This window comes from Synechococcus sp. PCC 7335, from assembly GCF_000155595.1.
GTDB lineage: Bacteria > Cyanobacteriota > Cyanobacteriia > Phormidesmidales > Phormidesmidaceae > Phormidesmis.
On sequence record NZ_DS989904.1, the window covers coordinates 1,438,963 to 1,457,664 of the forward strand.

General features: G+C 48.1%; 17 protein-coding genes. 7 read left to right on the top strand and 10 right to left on the bottom strand.

Going from position 1 to position 18,702, the window contains the following annotated elements:
* Positions 1 to 104: 104 nt before the first annotated feature.
* The 6 genes from S7335_RS25790 to ntcA form a co-directional block, all read right to left on the bottom strand.
* Entirely contained in the window at positions 105 to 1,271 is a 1,167-nt protein-coding gene (locus S7335_RS25790; protein WP_006454426.1) for a histidine kinase dimerization/phosphoacceptor domain -containing protein, read from the bottom strand.
* Between the two features lie 11 nt (positions 1,272 to 1,282).
* Positions 1,283 to 1,642, bottom strand: a complete 360-nt coding sequence (locus S7335_RS06400) for an Hpt domain-containing protein (RefSeq protein WP_006455476.1) — start codon at positions 1,640 to 1,642, stop codon at positions 1,283 to 1,285.
* A gap of 716 nt (positions 1,643 to 2,358) precedes the next feature.
* Positions 2,359 to 2,931, bottom strand: a complete 573-nt coding sequence (locus tag S7335_RS06405; protein WP_038015787.1) for a cofactor assembly of complex C subunit B — start codon at positions 2,929 to 2,931, stop codon at positions 2,359 to 2,361.
* Between the two features lie 446 nt (positions 2,932 to 3,377).
* The gene (locus S7335_RS06410; protein ID WP_006456267.1) at positions 3,378 to 3,812 is read right to left on the bottom strand and encodes a PadR family transcriptional regulator; all 435 of its coding nucleotides are present in this window, start codon (positions 3,810 to 3,812) and stop codon (positions 3,378 to 3,380) included.
* Positions 3,813 to 4,100: 288 nt separating this feature from the next.
* On the bottom strand, positions 4,101 to 5,531 hold the full coding sequence (locus S7335_RS06415) for a DUF3084 domain-containing protein (RefSeq protein ID WP_006455389.1): 1,431 nt from the start codon (positions 5,529 to 5,531) through the stop codon (positions 4,101 to 4,103).
* A 97-nt stretch (positions 5,532 to 5,628) separates the two neighbouring features.
* Positions 5,629 to 6,300 carry a global nitrogen regulator NtcA gene (ntcA, locus tag S7335_RS06420; protein ID WP_006457314.1) on the bottom strand — a complete coding sequence of 224 codons (672 nt, stop codon included), beginning with the start codon at positions 6,298 to 6,300 and terminating at the stop codon, positions 5,629 to 5,631.
* Positions 6,301 to 6,749: 449 nt separating this feature from the next.
* Here ntcA and S7335_RS06425 point away from each other — a divergent pair, with 449 nt between their 5' ends.
* From S7335_RS06425 to S7335_RS06450, 5 genes are all read left to right on the top strand, one after another.
* Entirely contained in the window at positions 6,750 to 7,589 is an 840-nt protein-coding gene (locus S7335_RS06425; protein WP_050765793.1) for a peroxiredoxin-like family protein, read from the top strand.
* Positions 7,590 to 7,834: 245 nt separating this feature from the next.
* Complete coding sequence (gene fusA, locus S7335_RS06430; protein WP_038017286.1) at positions 7,835 to 9,922, top strand: elongation factor G; 2,088 nt, start codon at positions 7,835 to 7,837, stop codon at positions 9,920 to 9,922.
* Between the two features lie 152 nt (positions 9,923 to 10,074).
* Entirely contained in the window at positions 10,075 to 10,428 is a 354-nt protein-coding gene (locus S7335_RS06435) for a DUF6464 family protein (RefSeq protein ID WP_006457657.1), read from the top strand.
* A gap of 199 nt (positions 10,429 to 10,627) precedes the next feature.
* The gene (gene petJ, locus S7335_RS06440) at positions 10,628 to 10,981 is read left to right on the top strand and encodes a cytochrome c6 PetJ (protein ID WP_006454454.1); all 354 of its coding nucleotides are present in this window, start codon (positions 10,628 to 10,630) and stop codon (positions 10,979 to 10,981) included.
* A gap of 460 nt (positions 10,982 to 11,441) precedes the next feature.
* Positions 11,442 to 12,329: an MBL fold metallo-hydrolase gene (locus S7335_RS06450; protein WP_038017288.1), complete on the top strand. Its 888-nt coding sequence runs from the start codon at positions 11,442 to 11,444 to the stop codon at positions 12,327 to 12,329.
* A 262-nt stretch (positions 12,330 to 12,591) separates the two neighbouring features.
* Here the strand turns inward: S7335_RS06450 and S7335_RS06455 are convergent, their stop codons facing one another.
* The 3 genes from S7335_RS06455 to S7335_RS06465 all read right to left on the bottom strand — a co-directional run bounded on the left by S7335_RS06455 (position 12,592) and on the right by S7335_RS06465 (position 15,249).
* Positions 12,592 to 13,380, bottom strand: a complete 789-nt coding sequence (locus S7335_RS06455; RefSeq protein WP_006454437.1) for a phycobilisome rod-core linker polypeptide — start codon at positions 13,378 to 13,380, stop codon at positions 12,592 to 12,594.
* 363 nt (positions 13,381 to 13,743) lie between these two features.
* On the bottom strand, positions 13,744 to 14,430 hold the full coding sequence (locus tag S7335_RS06460; RefSeq protein ID WP_198011354.1) for a molybdenum cofactor guanylyltransferase: 687 nt from the start codon (positions 14,428 to 14,430) through the stop codon (positions 13,744 to 13,746).
* 84 nt (positions 14,431 to 14,514) lie between these two features.
* A complete protein-coding gene (locus S7335_RS06465) occupies positions 14,515 to 15,249 on the bottom strand; it encodes a hypothetical protein (RefSeq protein ID WP_006455329.1) in 735 nt (244 codons plus the stop codon).
* Between the two features lie 139 nt (positions 15,250 to 15,388).
* Between S7335_RS06465 and S7335_RS06470 the strand changes: the two genes are divergently transcribed.
* Complete coding sequence (locus tag S7335_RS06470; RefSeq protein WP_038015792.1) at positions 15,389 to 15,994, top strand: hypothetical protein; 606 nt, start codon at positions 15,389 to 15,391, stop codon at positions 15,992 to 15,994.
* Between the two features lie 56 nt (positions 15,995 to 16,050).
* Here S7335_RS06470 and dxs read toward each other — a convergent pair whose 3' ends face one another.
* Positions 16,051 to 17,964 carry a 1-deoxy-D-xylulose-5-phosphate synthase gene (dxs, locus tag S7335_RS06475; RefSeq protein ID WP_006455998.1) on the bottom strand — a complete coding sequence of 638 codons (1,914 nt, stop codon included), beginning with the start codon at positions 17,962 to 17,964 and terminating at the stop codon, positions 16,051 to 16,053.
* Positions 17,965 to 18,062: 98 nt separating this feature from the next.
* Between dxs and S7335_RS25795 the strand changes: the two genes are divergently transcribed.
* Positions 18,063 to 18,629, top strand: a complete 567-nt coding sequence (locus tag S7335_RS25795) for a hypothetical protein (RefSeq protein WP_006455989.1) — start codon at positions 18,063 to 18,065, stop codon at positions 18,627 to 18,629.
* Positions 18,630 to 18,702: the final 73 nt, after the last annotated feature.

The window sequence follows — 18,702 nt, forward strand, 5'->3', positions numbered from 1 at the left end:
TAGGGCAAAGGGGCGACTCTACCCGCAGTGGTAGGAACCGCGTCGTCGTAAGGCGCTACCGAATGTCTATCAAGACAAAGTAAAGCACCCTTACTTTGCGTTATCTAGCTCGATAGCGAAAGTTGACTGAGGCGAAATTCTGTTGGCTGATGGTTGTTTATATCCAAGAGCCCTCCTAACTGTTCGGTGAGACTAGTCACAAGCTGTAGTCCTAGCGATTTTGTATTCTCAATATCTAAGTCATCAGGCAGCCCAATCCCATTGTCTTGATAGCAGATAGAGAAGTGATTGGAATCGGTTAGCTTGGCGGCAATATTGATTTGTCCTAGTGGGCACGGGGCTCGATCTGGAGGAAAGGCGTATTTCAAAGAGTTAGTAATTAGTTCATTGATGATCAAGCCGCAGGAAACAGCAGTATCTATCTCTAAATAGATACGTTCGATATCAATCTCTAGACAGAATTTAGTCTGATCGATTCTATAGGAGCGCAGTAAGTGACTAGATAAATCTCGAATGTAGCCTGATAGCTCAATAGTTCCAAAGTCATTAGATTGATAGAGCTTTTCGTGGATCATTGCCATCAGTCGAACTCGGTTTTGGCTGTCTTGAAAAAGTTCTAAGATATTCTCGTCTTCAACGGCATTGGACTGAAGACTTAGCAAACTAGAGATGATCTGTAGGTTGTTCTTTACTCGGTGATGGACCTCTTTTAGCAAGGCTTCTTTTTCTCTTAGGGATTTTTTGATCTGAGCTTCAGCCTGTCGACGTTTGATACTATCTCGTAAGCCTCGCACCCGCTGACGGAGCAGCGCCCAATGAATCGGTTTGGTCACGTAGTCGCTGGCGCCCACTGCAAAAGCCTGTTCGACAGACTGAGAATCATCCAAGCTCGTGATCATCAAAATAGGTGTGGCGCCTTTCTGTTCTGATTTAGGAATTATTTTTTGAGATGTCTCTCGTAGCGCAGCGCAGCATCTAAACCCATCCATCTCAGGCATGACAGCATCTAATAGAACAATATCTGGACGCTCTTGCTCAAAAAGAGACAGGCACTCTACACCATTGCTTGCTTCGATTACTCGAAAGCCTTCTTTCTGCATAGCGACCCTGAGCAATAATCGAATGGTGGTCTCATCATCGACGACTAAAACTGATAAGCATTTGAGCTTCCTATCTGTAAGGGACTGGATGGTCTTGGATGCTGGAGATTGATAGCTAGGAACTTTACCCGCTTCGGCTTTGTTTTCTTTTGGAGTAGTGGTAGGCAGCATATGCAATTTTTCTAGTGGGCCTCTTTATAAGCCTGAATAGCGAGGTGAACAGTTTGATATTCGGCGCTGACTTGTTCTACCAGTGATAGAGACGGCCGTGTACAGTTATCTTTCCCAATCACTTCTATTACCTCAGCGATCTTGAATAGACCTGTGGCTCTCACACAGCTACTGATCGACTTTAGGTCATGAGCTGTCTTACTCAGTTCAGCAGAATCTTCTTTGGCGAACGCACCCTCTATCGCTGCTATACGCTGGGGTGCTTCTTTCAAGAAACTGTCACACACCTCAATTAGAAATGAGCTATCACTACTGATACTTTCTAGCGCCTGCGTATCTAGCGTCGGAACATTTTGCGTATTGATAGACATATTGACCCCTAGTGCCTACTATCCTTCGTAGCTATGGTTCATAGAGTTTCTGAGTGTTAGGATTTGCCACGTTGGCTGTAGTAAAACGCTGCTCTAGCTATGAACGCTGTCGCAAGAAGTCCAGTAAGTCTGGCTAGCGATTAGCTTTTGACACAGAAAGATTCCCTTGCCTCATTCTTATCAGAAGCGGTAGGAAGTGACTAGCGCCTCGTCGATCGAAGCTATGTGCCGGTTGAACTGATTGGTGTTCCATATCAGCAGGCATAGACGAAAACATAGAAGCTTTTGACTAACTTGGTGCTTCTTCTTATAAAACCCACGTTGCTGATGGAAGAATCTAGGTAGTTCCTGTGATTTTTATTCCACACGAACAAATAAACGAATGAGCCTAGTAAGTTCACCCCAGTGCGCCTATATCTCTTAAGCATTCAGGTTTTAGAGAATTCTTTCCCTGCTATAGCAAGCAAAGTTGTTCTAAGTAGTTAACTTCCATAGAAGATGGCTATGCGAACAAATGATACATTGCTAAGCAAGTTACCCTTGGCGGAGGGTTTTAGCGTTTGAGCATGCGATAAGCCAAGTGTAGATTTCTACAAGTAGTCAGTCTTTAGCAGTCTTTAATTGAAGGGACGTTGACTATTTCTTATTTTGCTAAGCACGAAGCTTAAGAATGAGATCTAGGAGGTCCTTATTTACTAGCACTTTAGTGTAAACAGCTAGCAGGCCGTTAGCTGAGAAGAAAAGGCCTGCTTGAACTTTGCGAGCTCATCTCGATGCCCTTTTACCGTCAGTTTAGAAACAAAGTTCTCTGTTTTCTCACTCTCTACTTTAAAAACGACTTTTTCGGGCCGACTTGACTTCCGCCAGTAGAAAATGCCTGCTAAAGGGGAAGCTGCGACTAGTCCAAACATCACTTGGCCCCAGCTTGGGAACAGCGTAATCATAATGAGTGCTAAACAGGCAAATCCTACTGCTGCTAAAGCCGATAGAAAAATTGCCAAAAACCAGCTAGGTCTAACTAACCCAGCTACAGTGATGGCTGCGTCGTCTTTGAGGGATGCAACAGGTTCGGTTGTATCAATATCTTCTACCGGGGACTCTATTTGCCTATAGGCACGGCGCTGAAAATAGTCGATCACTGCTTTTTGCAACGGTTCAGCAGGTTGGGTAGAGCCAAACTGAGCTACCTCAATTCTGTCCTTAGTGGAGGCTCGAATGAAAAAGACCAGCCCAATTACCATCAGACTCGTCAGTAGTAGTGTAGATGTTCTAGTAGGGTCAGTGAACACGTCGAAAAGGAACTCCGAGGCAAACGATAATAACAGCTATCTAGCAAGCTGTACGCACATGGCGATCGCCACTTTATTTCGTACAGTCTTAAACGGCAAAATCACTGGTGTGACAAAGTGATGTGACAAAGTAAGGCGCTCAGCTAGCGCATATAGGTATAGCTACTCATCCGATGCGTATCCGTAGGCTAGCTATATTAAAACTCTCAGGTTGACTAGCATCTCAGGCTGACTAGGACTACGAATGAAGTTTGGAGTGCAAAATCTTAAGTTGTAACGGTTTACCCGACTATTGAAGTTAAGAATACATCCTGACTGTGATCTACTTTCCCATGAAAGCACCCTTTAAAAAACGCTGGGGCAATTGTTTGCCTCAGCGTTTAGTCTAAGCAAGCCATTTTACCCAATAGGTATTGACTTTATAGGTAGCTTTAGCATGCTGCTAGTTAGGAGCCTGCGTACTTGATGCCGGCTGGTACGGAGCGAACTGTAGCCGCAACTGGTATGCCACTCTTTTGCGAGATAGATGGCGTCGTGCCTTGTTTTCCTACCATATAGCGTTGCCATAGATCGGCTAACTCACGAGCTTTCATCTGCCAGTCCGGGCGCAAGCGATACATTCGTCTAGGTCGACCTCGTCCTTCTACTTTTTTCCAATAGCCCATAATGGCCGCTTGGTTCTCAAGAAATTTGAGAGCGTTGTAGAGCACAGTGTCAGACAGCCGATAGTTTGGGTAGTCTTTCTCAATAGCATGGATAAGCTCAGTGCCGTATGAGTCATGCCGGATGAGTACAGACAGAACGTAACAGACAGCAAGCTCTTTATTGAGATAAACCGGCGGCGGATCGTCAAAAAACTGATAGATATCTTCAAACTTCATGGGGAAGCTCCGATAGCGGGTGAGTAAAGGAACAGCGACAGCCGGCTTAGATGAATTACGTCAGGATGTTTAGCACGTGCGCTAGAACTGCTGATTTATTTTAGGCATGGAATAAAAGATTTGCTTAACTTTCACGTAAGTAGTAATCATCTGCAAGAATTTGTCAGATTTGTACCTAGAATTATGATAAAAAGTTTAACTTCGTCATATTCTTGTAAGTCCTTGCTCTAGATAGAAGAACTTTTGTTACGGAGTATGGTTATTTGCTTTTAGCGAAATAGCGTTTGACTAGAACGGTCTAGGTGCTTCGGACGCTTCTGTTTGTAAGCTCTGGGTAGTAAAGAGCACCCGATCTCGCTGGACGGCAGCTAGCTCCAAATAGACTGGGCCTATGGTGTAAGTCGATTGGCTTGCGATCGCCTGAATTTCTATGGGCTGATCGTAAACTTGTACCTGCCGCAAAAAATCTACGACCGGATCAGTTAGCCCCCTAGCAACAATTGGATTGAAGTAGACAATACCGTCTCTTCTAGCTTGAATTTCGGCGCGCACCTGCAAGGCCCTGTAGCGTTCTGCTAGGTCTTCATCGGTCAGATCTTCTTGAGTTACTTGCACAGAGGCAACCGTTTCGCCAGGGATATATCGAATTTCGTTCACAGGTGCTTCTAGGTTGACCTGTAAACAGGGTTCGCCCCCCCCATTCAAGATTTCGCCTACGCAAGGTTCACCTACTACATAGTTAGCGGCTGAGGAGACTCTGATGATATAGCTTCTAGCATCTATCGTTGTTTCGATAATCTGTTGGACAATATCAGGATCGAACTGGATGACAAAGTCTTCAACCTCCTCTAGTCCAGGCCAGATACTTCGCAACGCGATCGCATTGGCTTGAACTAGGGCAGCTTCTACTGCCCGCTGAGCGGCTTCTTCAGAATCAGAACGCGCTAGCGTAACCGCTAAGGTCTCATTTCGGCGAATCGCCACATTGCCTAAGCGTAAAACCTGAAATTCATCGTCTAGGCGGGCAATTTCTTCGGTGAGCAGCGTTTGCTGAGCTTGGAGATCGTTGAGGCGGCGGGCACGTTCCTCAATCTCTTGATCGCGCTGGGCGATCTGTTGGTCACGTGATTGTAGTTCTTGATCACGTGAGCGCAGGGCCTGGTCACGCTGCTCAATTTGGGAGCGCACGGCTGCTCGTTCTTCGATTAGCTGCTGCCGCTCGGACCGCAGTCCGCCAATTTCATCGCGCAGACTTCCGATTTGGGCCGAGACGCTCTCCAGCTGGTCTTGTGTCTCAATTAGGCTGCTAAGGGTTTCTTCTTCTCTGGCGATCGCCGTCCGTAAAGATCGATTTGTTTGCCTAAGTCTGTCTTGCGCCTCTGACTGTAGCTGCCTCGATTCTTCTAGTGTCCCTTCTACGCTCTCTCGCTCATTGACCGCCGATTCTAAATCTCTTTGAGCTTGGGACAGTTCTTGCTGAATGTCATCGAGCTGGAACAATCCTTTTCGCAGTTGGCCATCTAGTGCAATCAGCAGCATTAGCGTGGAAAAAGAGGCCACCATTCCAGTGACCACGCTGACTAGCGTCGCCGTCTGACGCGGACGCAGGTTGAACAAACTCAGGCGAGATTTGCCCACCTTCATGCCGATGCGATCGCCCACCGTAGCAATCACACCGCCCAAACAAGCCACTGCAAAAAGTAATATAAATCCAGTCATTCATCCCTGTGTGGCCGCAAGAAAATCGCATCACTCGCATCAAGATAGTAACTGATTGTCTTGAGAAGCGAAGACACTCGTCTCTATGCGCTTGCCACTAGGTGAACTGCTGAGACAGCGTTACCGGGTCATGAACTGTAATTTTTTTCTTGTGGATAGAGATCATTCCCTGCTCGCGCAGATCGCCTAGTAGACGAGTCACCGTTACCCGTGTAGAACCGATTGCCTCGGCGATCGCCTGGTGAGACAGCTTTAGATCAACCGTGATCCCTTCATTCCCAGGTACTCCAAAATCACGACATAGAATGAGCAAGAAGCTTACTAGGCGCGACCCCATATCTCGATGGGCCAGAGTTTCAATCATCATTTCAGTTTGTAAGATTCGCGATGACAGACCCCGCAGCATCATCGCCGAAAGCTCAGGATGCTCTTTCAGTGCCACGCTCATCTGATCGGCCTGCAAAGACATAAGCTCAACCGGCGTAAAGGCCACTGCGTGATAAAACCGGTCCGAGCGATCGCCTGTAATTAGAGAAAGTACGCCAAACACGCTGTTCTCACGCAGTAGAGCGACCGTTATTTCTTCACCTGCCTCGTATACCCGAGAAAGCTTCACCGCCCCTTTTGTTAAAAAATACACTCGCTCAGCCGGATCCCCAGGGAAGAAAATCGTCTTATTGCGCTCATACGATTCAACGACCGGCGGCAAAGTTCCTCCCGCAAACGAGCGAAACATATCAGAAATTGGCGAACTGGGAACTGCAACCATGATGACAAGAATTAAGAGGGATTTCGGGGCTAAGCTGGCCTATGCATGTTGAAAAGTCAAGGCTTTTACGAGAGCAAAACTCAAATGTTACGAGAAGCTCACTATGCTACATAACACTAAAGCCCATGCCATCAGTAACAGTTTGTATCGAAAAGCACAAGATACATTCACGATTCGTGTGCAGCTCATCAGCGTAAGATGCCCTAGCGCAGCTGAAAGGTCTATCTGATGATGTTCTGGTGGTAGCTCAAAGAGAACCGCTGTCTTTATCGTGTGAGATTGTGTGAGTCGGGAAAAGAGATATCCTCTAAAGCTTCAAGTGACAATAACAGCAACAACAGCTAACCTGACAGGCAAAGCGCCGTGCATGAAGCAAAGCCAAAGTATAAGGTCAGACTATTCGTCGCACTATTCATCGCCTTGTTTTAATTCTATTGAATCCTAATCATATGAACGCCTACTCCTGTTTAAATGAGGCCGAATTTCAACGGGTCAGTGATGGAAAACTAGGGTCGCTGTTACAATCGTGCCACTCTTCCCGGTGGACGCTAGCGCTAGTATGGCCAGTTCTGGGAGATTTCGATACGTTGGAGTACGCTTGGTGGTTGCAGCGTGAGCGCCCGTACATAGAAGCTGCGAATATCCAAGTAAGAGCGGTTGCCATTGGCGATCGCACCGCTGGACAAAAATTCTGCGACTATACAGGGTTTCCTCCAGAGCATCTATATATAGACCCGACTGCTGCAATCCATCGCCAACTGAGCTTGTACAAGGGACTATCTGTCTCGTTTCCAGGGCTGAGCACTAGGCAAAGTGGCTATCTCAACCTGCTACTGATGTGCGCTGGCATCGGCAGCCCTGGCACACTCAAAGAAGTCTTTCGTGGCTATATTGGCGATAGATCTGCCCCGCAGCTAATCTCTGATGATGAAGTAATCAAAGCGAAGCCACTCCCCGCACTCAGCGGCGACGCCTTTAAATTAGCAGGCGGCAAAGGTTTTCAACGGCCTTTTGAGCTAGCGACCTTGCGGCTGCGGAATATGAGCGAAGTCTTGAGTAATTGGCAAACGTATATGCCGGATGCGATGTATCTCACGCAGCGCGGAGCGACGTTCTTGATTGGCGCTAGTAGTGGGAGCGCTCCAGAGATAGTCTATGAGTGGCGCGATCACAATATTCTTGGATTCGCAGAAAACATGAGCGATCCACTATCATTCTTAGAGAATTACGTTGCTGACTACCGGCAAGCAGCAGACGGGAAACCGATCGCTACGAGTAGGGCAATATAATTTACAATGTTTAACAGTTGGTACCACTACCACATCCATTAGCAGCACTATTGAGCTATCCGACACACTTTTGCAGACCCCTTACATGAAGGCGTCTCGTTGAAGGTTAGTTACGCCGCTAACGAGACGCCTTTAACGCTCAATAAAAGGGTGTGAGGCTTGTTCACCGCACTTGTAAGCACCACCTCCTTAATCTAAGGTGTGGTGTGCTTTCAGTTTTTATCACTCAACTAACCAAAATCACCATGAAAGACCTGACCAAATACCGGAATATCGGTATCTTTGCCCATGTAGACGCAGGTAAGACGACTACTACTGAAAGAATCTTGAAGCTCACCGGTAAAATCCATAAGATTGGTGAAGTTCATGATGGTGCGGCAACTACAGACTTCATGGACCAAGAGCAAGAGCGCGGTATCACCATTCAGTCTGCAGCGACAACCTGCTTCTGGGACGACCATCAGCTTAATATTATTGACACGCCCGGACACGTAGACTTCACCATCGAGGTGTACCGTTCTTTGAAGGTACTTGATGGCGGCATCGGAGTATTCTGTGCCTCTGGTGGCGTAGAGCCTCAGTCCGAAACCAACTGGCGCTACGCAAACGACTCGAAAGTAGCTCGCATTATCTATGTTAATAAGCTTGATCGTACCGGTGGCGACTTCTACAGCGTCGTCAAGCAGGTAGAGGATATCCTAGCGGCTAAGCCTTTGGTCATGGTGCTGCCTATCGGTATCGAAGACGGCTTTGTCGGCGTGGTTGATTTGCTAACTCAAAAAGCTTGGATCTGGGATGATTCTGGCGACCCAATGAACTATGAACTCACTGACGTTCCCGAAGACATGGTGGAAAAGGTCGCTGAGTATCGCGAAATGCTGGTCGAGTCAGCAATTGAAATGGACGACGAGGTTATGGAAGCTTACCTCGAAGGGAATGAGCCAGACATCGATACGCTTAAGCGCTGTATCCGAAAAGGTACTCGTGAATTAGCGTTCTTCCCTACTTACTGCGGTTCTTCCTTTAAGAACAAGGGCGTACAGAACGTACTCGATGCGGTTGTCGACTACCTACCTAACCCAACCGAAGTGAAGCCTCAGCCTGAGGTAGACCTCGAAGGTAATGAGACGGGTGAGGTGGCAAAAGTCACTCCTGATGCACCGTTACGGGCACTAGCGTTCAAGATTATGGATGACCGCTATGGCGCTCTTACCTTTACTCGGATCTACTCTGGCACGCTTAGCAAAGGCGATACGATCCTCAATACCTTTACGGGTAAAACTGAACGAGTGGGTCGCCTAGTCGAGATGCATGCTAACTCTAGAGAAGAGATCGATACTGCCCAGGCGGGTGATATCGTTGCTATCGTCGGGATGAAGAACGTTCAGACAGGTCATACACTCTGCGATCCTAAGAACCCTGCTACCTTAGAACCGATGGTCTTCCCTGATCCGGTGATCTCGATTGCGATTGAGCCGAAGCAGAAAGGCGGTTCTGAGAAAATGGGTCTGGCGCTTAGTAAGATGGTCCAAGAGGATCCTTCCTTCTATGTAGAGACTGACCAAGAAAGTGGCGAAGTCATCATCAAGGGTATGGGTGAGCTGCACCTAGATATCAAGGTGGATATTCTAAAGCGGACTCATGGTGTGGAAGTCGAAGTGGGTAAGCCTCAGGTGGCTTATCGCGAGTCTATCACTCGTCTGCTAGACGATAGCTACACGCACAAGAAGCAATCAGGGGGTTCTGGTCAGTTTGCGAAGATTGACTACACTATTGAGCCCGCTGAACCTGGCGTTGGTTTTGAGTTCGAGTCGAAGGTCACAGGCGGTAACGTGCCGCGTGAATTCTGGCCTGCGGTTGAGAAGGGCTTTGCGACTAGCCTAGAGAAAGGGCCTTTGGCTGGCTATCCAATGGTGGATGTGAAGGTCACGCTCAAAGACGGTGGTTTCCACCCGGTTGACTCTAGTGCGATCGCCTTTGAGATCGCGGCCAAATCTGCCTACCGTCAGTCTTTTCCTAAAGCAGGTCCGCAGATTCTAGAGCCAATCATGAACGTAGATGTCTTCACGCCTGACGATCATATGGGTGATGTCATTGGCGATCTCAACCGTCGTCGCGGCATGATCAAGTCTCAAAACTCGAATCCGATGGGTGTTCGAATCAAAGCAGATGTGCCTTTGAGTGAGATGTTTGGCTACATTGGCGATTTACGGACCATGACTTCCGGACGCGGTCAGTTCTCTATGGAATTTGGCAACTATGCGCCATGTCCCAAGAATGTCGCTGAAGAAGTGATCAAAGAAGCTAAAGAGCGCCAAGAAGCGAAGAAGTAAGTTCTCTAAGCTTTGTGATGAGCCATTGAGCTAGACAAAAGCGCATTCCTTGGCCAACGCTGAGGAGTGCGCTTTGTCTTTAGTCCTTTCAATCCGTGATTATCTAACTTTCATCCAATCCATCTAAAGAGCATCTAAAGAGCTCAGAGCTTATGGAGAAAAAAGCACTTCCTACCGACATCGTCCTAAGTGATACAAAGACCGTACTGGGACATATCAAAATGGACCGCAGTCTTTACCCTGGAACCTTTGTCGATATTGATGGACAGACCTACCAAATCCTAGTGCGCCGTCACCAGTACCAGCTCAAACTTGGTCGCTACTATCTTCACAAGGCCGTTGTTCACGTCAAAGAAACCGCGATCCCAGAAGAACGAACTCTCCTGAATGGCACTTGGGTGATTGGCGATACTTCCTGTACGTACAACGCTCGATCAGAGCTAGTTCGCTGCGCTATCAATCCTGCTGGTCCTTGTGATGATTGCATCCACTATACGGCTCTATAGCAATTCGCACTTAGCTCAAACCATCACCAGCAGCGGTAGGCCCTTGTTTTGTAAAGCGCTAATGTAAAGCGCCAAGTGCATAGCAACTCGCTAATGCATCAGTGGCTCGCTATGTCCTCTGTCTAGAAGACAGCTTGTCTTTTGACCTGCCGCTAAGCTTTTTCCTAAAGTGATGCTGGCAATTGAGAGGACAATTTTTATGAAGGGTTTTATAGCAGCAGTAATCGGCTTTGTTTTTGGAGCGGTGTTACTAGCTGCGCCGCCTGCTCTGGCAGGTGATATCGCGCAAGGCAAGCAGGTCTTTGCAACTAACTGCGTCGCTTGTCATGCTGGCGGCCGTAATGTCGTGCAAGCAGACAAAACACTAAAGCAAGATGCCTTAGAAAGCTATCTGGAAAACTACGGCGCAGAGCATAATATCAGCGCGATTGTCTATCAAGTCACGAATGGTAAAAACGCTATGCCTGCGTTCAGTGGCCGTTTGACAGCCGACCAGATTGAAGATGTTGCTGCCTATGTTAACGATCAAGCTGAGAGTGGTTGGACTAGCTAGGGTTCTGTTAGGTGCCGCAATCCGCCCATAGGCGTAGCTTTCTCTTTGAGTATCTATTCAGCGGATTGCTACAGCTCCTTACAGATAGGGCTTTGTAGGGTAATCCCAAAGCACTTCTTCTAATAAAACGTGTGTCAGGCTCATCTATTCATTAGATGGGCTTTTTTTACATCTGTATAGCGGACTGCTCTCATCGCGATCGCAAACATTGCGATGAAAGCAGTCCGCTATCGCACATCCGCTGCTGCAACCAAAGCAAGATTAGAAATTGGCAGATAGCGCTGCTGAAACATATAGCAAAGCGCGGAAAGCGATCACTTCCTACTAGGGCGATCGCCACTAGAGTTCAAAAGAGGTTAGCAACTGCGCCTTCAGCCACTAAGCAAAGTCGTATTGAGTACGCATTAGAAGGTAGATGCGCTAAAGTTGATAGGTATCTTCAAGACTAATGTTGCAAGCTATGGCTAACCTTAAAGACCGTCGCGACCAAAACGTAGTGGGCGATTTCTATGTCGACAGTAGCTGTATTGATTGTGATACCTGTCGCTGGGTAGCCCCACAGATCTATAGCCGCGCTGGTGCTCAGTCGATTGTTCACCATCAACCGACCACTGACCTAGAGCGAGTTGCCGCACTCGAAGCTTTGCTAGCCTGTCCCACTGCTTCGATCGGTACGCAGAATAAGCCGACTGATATCCGAGCGGTTCAACAGAAATTTCCGCTACAGATCGAAGACAGTGTTTTCTATTGTGGCTACCATTCGAAGAAGTCCTTTGGTGCGGCTAGCTATCTGATTCAAAGGCCCAAAGGGAACGTCTTAGTTGATTCTCCTCGTTTCACGCCTCCTTTAGTCAAACGCCTAGAAGAGATGGGCGGTATCAAGTATCTATATCTAACGCACCGGGATGATGTGGCCGACCATCAAAAATTTCATGACCACTTTGGCGCTGAGCGCATTCTTCATGCCGATGATATTTCTACGGGAACAAAGAGTGTAGAAATTCAACCGTCAGGAACAGAACCATTCACGCTAGACGACGATCTGTTAATTATTCCTCAGCCCGGCCATTCCAGGGGTCATACGGTGCTGCTCTATAACCGCAAATACTTGTTTACTGGCGATCATCTCGCTTGGTCAGCAAGACTAAATCAGCTTCATGCCTTCCGTAATTTCTGCTGGGATTCTTGGCCGAAGCAAATCGAGTCGATGAAGAAGCTAGCGAACTATACTCAAGACTACTCTTTTGAATGGGTACTGCCAGGACATGGCAGAAGGTTTTCGGCAACGCGTGAGGAGATGCGCGCCCGTATGAAAGCATGCATTGACTGGATGGAGTCGGTTGCCTAGGAGATGCACACACAGTCTGTTTTACCCCTATAGATTCTTGGAATACTCCATCTGGTTGCTTCTTCTAGAATAATTATCAAAGACTAGTGGTGATGGATTGCTACAGGCTAGTTCTACAGCAATCCGCACTTAGCTCAACCCATTAATAGCAGCGGTACCCCTTATTCTGTAAAGCGTTTATAAAAAAAACCGAGATGAGAAAACCCATCTCGGTCTATAACCTTTTGAGGAAAAGACGAATAAGCGTTCAAGTCCCTGTAATTTACCTATTGGAAGGTTCTGGTGCAACAGGGACACCTAGCTTACGGAAAGGTACAGTCGCTCCGATGTTAATAGAAGAGAGGTTCGTACGAGGCGTCTGCGCGGGACGAGGATTTACGCTGCGAGCCATATCCAAATACAAGGAAGGGTTGCCAGCAGTTGCTTTCTTTTCTTGAGGCTTGAAGCGACGAACTTCTTCTTGCCACAGAAGCTGAGGAAATCCTAGGATGCCACGATAGTACTCATCGTAGCGAGGAGACTTGATATCAAAAGGACGCTCACCGATCTCGCGACCAGGTAGCACCCGACGACGATAGTAAGGAACGATGTCGTAGCCAAAGTTCTCCATATACTCGTCGCTATCTAGCAGCTCATCAATGAATCCCTCAACGCCTTTGGTGCCAATCTTGATAGACCAGGCAATCTTCTCGCGCTCATTGTAAGGGTCACGGCCTAATGCGCGTTGAATGCACTGCTCTACAAAGCGGTAGTTGCTGTTCTTCGCGTAGTAGTTGCGTAAGAAGGTATCAGAGAGCATCAAACCCCGAATGAAGTCGCGCACGGTAATTTGACTGTTACGAAGCTGGGACTCTAGGAAAGGCTCTTTATCTGCTTCAAAGCAGTAGAAGAATATCTGAGTATAGGCCGCATTGATCAACTCGGTCATTTCGCTGTACTCAAGAAGAGCTTCAGCGCTGTAGATAGTGGGCTGATCGTCGCCCTGGACGGTAAACCCCTCAACCCGCTGGTTCTGACTTTTGGGGGAATAGGTCAATAACGGAAGAGCCACGCTTGAATCTCCAGACTTTGTGAACAGCTGCAAATAATTCTTGTTCAATCATAGAGGAGTGTGGCCTATTGAACGGAATTACCTGAGAAAAACATTACAGAGCTTAACATTCAGCCAAAGCTCCTCCACAAAAGGCTTTAACAAATTCTGAATGGTCAAAAAGAGGCTTCAGCGGCGCTTAAGTAAGTTTGGAATGATAAGAAAACTCATATCTCGCAACACTTTTTGAGGGCATGTGTGGAGTGTACAACTCGGGCATATGCTCATACAAATAAGAAGCGAACCATTAGATGGAAACTATTCAGTAAGGAAGAGCGCAGCGTTCCGACGGCGTTTCGGGCGCGTCTCAAAGGGGGTTAGAGATCAAGGGGAGATGTCAGACTGAGCACTTGCTACTGCCCAGTCGGCAGGCGTGTTGCAGTTGAATAGCATTTTTTTAGGGACTGATTTGTAAGGCACAATCGGTGCATTAGACAGCCAGGTTTGAAAAGAATTTTGACCTCTATAATTTTGACCTCTATGTAGATACTGTTTGAGCGAGGGGACACAACCGCGATGATAGTAGCCACAAAGGGGTTCCCAGCCTTTTGGACCCGGGGCTAGAGAGGCCATAGGGATGGGGCTTTGTGTGTCATTTAGATAGGCTGTTAGCCATTCCCACCAGCGCTGTATGACCGCAGCCTCTAGGTGGGGTAGATCGCAGGCAAGTAAGAGGCACCAGTCAGAGGAGATAGCCTGCCATCCATATGCAAAACCACTGAGTGGTCCGGCACAAAGTAGGTCTTTATAGGGTCTAGTAGGTGGCAAAGGCTCTTTAATAAAACTGACAGAATCTGGGATTGAGTCTTGATATCTCTCTGGCCAGGGCGTAACGACAACGGTCTCTGTTGATAGCATTTGGGCAATCTGAACGGTGTTGAGTAACAGCGACTGTCCGTTTCCCATTGGCAGCAGCGCTTTATCTTTTCCCATACGGCGACTGCGACCGCCTGCTAATATCATGACGCTCAAAGCAGGTATAGCTAAAGCAGCCGTAGAGACAGAAGACATCATGGAGGTGCAAGTGTCGAGGTGAAAGGGGCTCAAAGATCTCGCTAAGTGGCTAAGGATACCTAGGTCAACGCACTTTTAGGATCAACGCACTTTTGGTCTTCTCGTGGCGCTCGGATGAGTGTTGCCTGCGGCGCGTTGGTAGGTGTCTTCTGCCCAATCACAACCTTTGAAGTAGTAGATTAGACCAGTCAGCGCAGCAACAATGATGTACATAAATCGGATCAGCCAGCCGACTTGCTTAAACAGGAAGACCGCAGCATTCGCCATAGGATCATCGTAGCTAGCTAGTGCATCGGTAAGTGTATCGCTTGAGACGACAGCAGTTTCTGAATTTAAGATGTCAGGTTGGACCGGTAGCTCGACTAGTCGAGTGCTAAGAGGGAAGTAGCCAAAGTAGCCTTTGTTGTTGGTTTCACGCTCTAAAAATTGGTTGGTGAGTTCCCTAGCATCTTGGTAGGACGTTTCTGTCCGAGCAGCGACCTTCTTAATCCAGAGATTTTGCTGAGTAAGGTAGCTAGCGCTAAAAACAAAAGGACTCAAGAGTACAAACAGTGCGAGTTTGGCTTTGTGGTTCCAGTGACGGGGCAGAAAGTAGGTTGCAGCGCCAATGCCAGCCCCTAGTAAGGCGAAGGCTGGTAAGTTAGAGAGTTCGGCTAGCTCGACGCTACGGAGGAAGCCGCCGACCCAAGGCAACGAGTAGATATAAATATCAGCTATCCAGGCGATCGCACTTTTGAGCAGCGCAGACAACAATGCCATACCAAAGCCAATGGCAAAGAATAGAAAAATGCGCGATCGCTTAGATTGAAAAGCCATAGGCTAGGGTTGCAAGATACTTCTTTATCAAAACATTGTGGTCGCGAAATTCAAAGCTGCGATCGATGCACTTGTGATTGTCAGAGTAGTATAGTACATTTGAACTGCTAGTCTTGAGTGCTGTGTGCATCTTCGACCTATGAGTATCGAACAGACGAATCAGCTCATCTTGCTTATTCTGAACTCGGCCCTAATGATGTTGCTCTCAGCCGGGTTGCTATGCGGGGCGTGGCTACGGCAAGACATGCTTTTGCAACAGATACGCCAAGCGAAGTCACGCTATCAACGGCTCACTCGTTCTTCTGGCGAGCTCGATACTACTTCGAATCTAATTGAGGCTGACCGCCTCAAATCTGATAGTTTCAGAGCTGATATCAAAACTAATATCAAGCGACTCAGAAACCACCGCCAGCAGCTCAAGTATCAGTACGAGTGGAGTCGTGTTGGCATGTTAGTACTACATGCTGCGCTGATTGTTTTTGGGATTAGCCTACTGTGCTTGAGTTTGCGATCGCTCTTCGATATCGACCGCTTGATTATTATCTCTCTAGTGCTCTTCACCCTCGGCTCAGCGGGTCTAATCGCTGGGTCAGGCTGCACTTTGATGACGCTTTCCAAAGGCGATCGCAAGCATAACGCATCTGGTCGGTTACTCGGTCAGCTAATGGTGCAAGGGGTCTTTCTCTATCAGAAGCTCTATCGAAAGAGAAAGACAAAGGCTACCCCACATGCAGAGTCAGGGTAGCCTTTTTGTAGAACATTTAGTAGGGCTAATTAGCAGTAAGACCGACTATTTTTGAGCTAAACCTTCTCGGCAATCTCTAGGGTAAGCTCACCTAGCCCAAACTTCTCAAGTACCCGCTCTGCCATTTGCGCTGGCATGAGGCCGAGTTCAGCCTTTGACTGATCGGGCGAGGCATGATCTACCAATTTGTCAGGAACACCCAGACGCAGTAGCTGAGCTGCTACTTCCGCATCCATCAGCTCTTCTGCTAAAGCTGAGCCGAAGCCACCTTTAATACAGCCATCTTCCATGGTCACCACCCGCCCAATCTTCTCAGCCAGCGGCAGCATTAGCTCGGTATCTAAAGGCTTGGCAAAGCGAGCGTTAATCACCGTTGCCTCTACCCCATGCTCACTCAGAATTTCAGCGGTCTGCATCGCCGGATACACCATCGATCCATACCCCACTAGCATCACATCATCACCCTGGCGCAGAACCTCTGCCTTTCCAATCGGCAACGCTTCCCAACCGGATTCCATTAGCGGCACACCATAGCCACTACCCCGTGGGTAGCGGACGACAATAGGGCCACTGTGTTCGACGCCAGTGACGACCATCTGCTGTAGCTCGGCTTCGTCTTTAGGCGCCATCAGCACGATGTTAGGAATGCATCGTAGATAGGCAATATCGTACATTCCCTGGTGCGTTGGACCATCCACGCCGACAATACCTGCTCGATCAAGGGCCATAAATACGGGCAGTTTTTGAATGCAAATGTCATGCACAATCTGGTCGTACGCCCTTTGCATAAACGTAGAGTAGATTACCGGTACGGGCTTCATACCCTCACAGGCTAGACCCGCTGCTAGGGTAACAGCGTGTTGTTCAGCAATGCCCACGTCGATATACTGCTTGGGTAGTTTGGCCTGAAGCAAATCTAAGCGCGTCCCTGTCGCCATTGCAGCGGTGATAGCAACAATCGTGGGATCTTTTTCAGCTAGCGTGATCAGTGTTTCTGCAAAGACTTTGGAATAGCCTGGCGGCTTTGGCTTGTTAGCCGGAATCTTTAGCCCCGTTTCTAAATCAAACGGAGACTGTGCGTGGTAGCCCACCTGATCTTTCTCAGCGATTTCATAGCCTTTACCTTTGGTGGTAGCTACATGAACCAGTACAGGTCCACCGTGCTTATGCGCCTCTTTAAACGCGCTGATCAGTTCTGTTAGGTTGTGGCCATCGATTGGCCCCATATAGGTAAAGCCTAGCTCCTCGAATACAGCGCCGACTTTTGGAACGGCTAGTCGCTTCATCCCTTCTTTCACCCGGCTCAGCTCTGGGGTGAGCGTCTCACCAAAAGGCAGTTGCTTGAACTGCTCTTCAAGATTGTCGCTCAAAAATTGCATCGGTGGGCTTAGGCGCATCTTGTTTAGGTAGCGAGGAATAGCGCCGACGTTAGGCGAAATCGACATCTCGTTATCATTAAGGACAACGACAAGGTTAGTTTTAGGTAGATGTCCGGCATGGTTAATGGCCTCTAGCGCCATGCCACCCGTCAGCGCTCCGTCGCCAATGATGGCTGCAACTTTGAAGTCTTCGCCCTTCAAATCTCGGGCGATCGCCATTCCTAGCGCTGCTGAAATGCTCGTTGAGGCATGACCTGCCCCAAAATGGTCGAATCGGCTTTCTGTCCGCTTTAGATAGCCTGCTACGCCATGCTGTTGCCTCAGCGTATGAAAGTCTTTGTAGCGACCCGTTATCAGCTTGTGTGGATATGCCTGATGACCGACATCCCAGACCACCTTATCCCGATCAAGATCGAGCGTCTGATACAGCCCTAACGTCAGTTCGACAACGCCTAGACCAGGTCCTAGATGGCCGCCGCTAGCGGCAATAGTCTGCAGATGCTTGTCTCGGATCTGTCTCGCGATTTTTTCTAACTGACTCACGGGCAGACCATGCAACTGGTTAGGGTGCGTAATTTCGCTCAGGTGCATATCAAATCCTCTCTTTAAACCTGCATGTACGTAATCGGTCATCTTCGCTTTATTCACTGTAGATTAGATTAGAGCGAACAAAAGAAACGAGACGTCCAATGAAATCTTTTTTGATGCCTGATTTATCAGCTAGCATTTCTTCTACTCTAGTAGGTACTGAGGCTAACGCTGCTATGGGAACTCGAGCTAGATTAGCGGTAGCGTCAGCATTTGGTGTGATCTCGTCCAGCTTCGTACTCCTAGGGGCGAGTCCAGCAGTGGCAGCACCAGACTATTTTGGCTGCACCGCCGGAATGCTTGATGCTGGCATTCCCCAAGAAAGTGCGATCGCGGCTTGTGCATCTGCTCGCTATCCCGACGCGCTAGGTGCTTGCGTAGTTGATGTTAGCGAATTTACCGGGTTAGCGGCAGAAAGTGCGCTGCTCGTTTGTGGGCGATCGCGCCGCCCCGTAGAAGTTGCCAATTGCACTATCGGTATCCACGACAGCCTTCTAGAAACCCCCTCTACAAAAGTATTAGAAAACTGCGGTCGCAGCCTATTGCCAGATCGCTACGGAAGTTGCGTAGTCGATATTTCCGACGCCACTGAGGCTACTGTCGATACCGCCCTAGAGCAGTGTATTCGAGCTGGGTTTCGTCCCTGGAGGATTCAGCCTACGCTTTGAAGATTCCTGATTAGCCTGGGGTTAGACTAAGCCGAGGGGTAGGAAAAAGTTAGAAAATTAGAAAATTTGAGGA